At 59.8% G+C, this 753-nt stretch carries 1 protein-coding gene; it reads left to right on the forward strand.

The genetic code is table 11. The features are described from left to right. On the forward strand, window positions 1–745 hold a 745-nt coding region (gene virB11 / locus EN749_RS36685), incomplete at its 5' end, for a P-type DNA transfer ATPase VirB11 (RefSeq protein ID WP_128365086.1). Between the last annotated feature and the right edge of the window lie 8 nt (window positions 746–753).

The raw sequence follows: 753 nt of genomic DNA on the forward strand, positions 1-753 counted from the left end.
GACAGGAGGCGCCTTCGCGATCCGCAAGCAGGTCGTGAAGGATATGCGCCTTGAGGATTATCGGGAGCGGGGGTCATTCGATATTGTCTCCGTCCAGGATCCCGACGAATTGAGCGAGACCGACAGCGCCCTTTGTGAATATCTCGACACCGGGAACGTCGAGGATTTCATCCGCTTGGCCGTTCGGGAGCGCTATTCGATCTTGCTTTCAGGAGGCACGTCGTCGGGCAAAACGACCTTTCTGAACGCGATTTTGCACGAGGTGCCTTCGGATGAGCGGATTCTCACCATTGAGGATACGCGAGAGGTCAAACCACACCAGCCCAACTATCTGCCCCTCGTCGCGTCAAAGGGCGACCAGGGCCTGGCGCGCGTGACCGTTGAAACGCTGCTGCAGGCGGCCATGCGCTTGCGGCCGGATCGAATCTTCCTGGGCGAGATCCGGGGAGCGGAAGCCTATTCGTTCTTGCGCGCCGTCAACACGGGTCATCCGGGATCGATCACGACGATCCATGCGGACAGCCCGACCGGTGCGTTCGAGCAGCTAGCATTGATGGTCATGCAGGCTGGGCTCGGGCTGAGCAAGGCGGAGATCATCGATTACGTGCGGTCTGTCCTGCCGATTGTGATCCAACAGACGCGCCGGGGCGGCTGGCGTGGTACTTCGGCGATCTGGTTCAACCGCATGACCGAATGGAGAGCCGCCAGAAAGGTTCCCCAGAATGTCTCGCGTATTCGCTTATAGGCTTTTCC

The organism is Mesorhizobium sp. M7A.F.Ca.ET.027.02.1.1, from assembly GCF_004022985.1.
Lineage (GTDB): Bacteria > Pseudomonadota > Alphaproteobacteria > Rhizobiales > Rhizobiaceae > Mesorhizobium.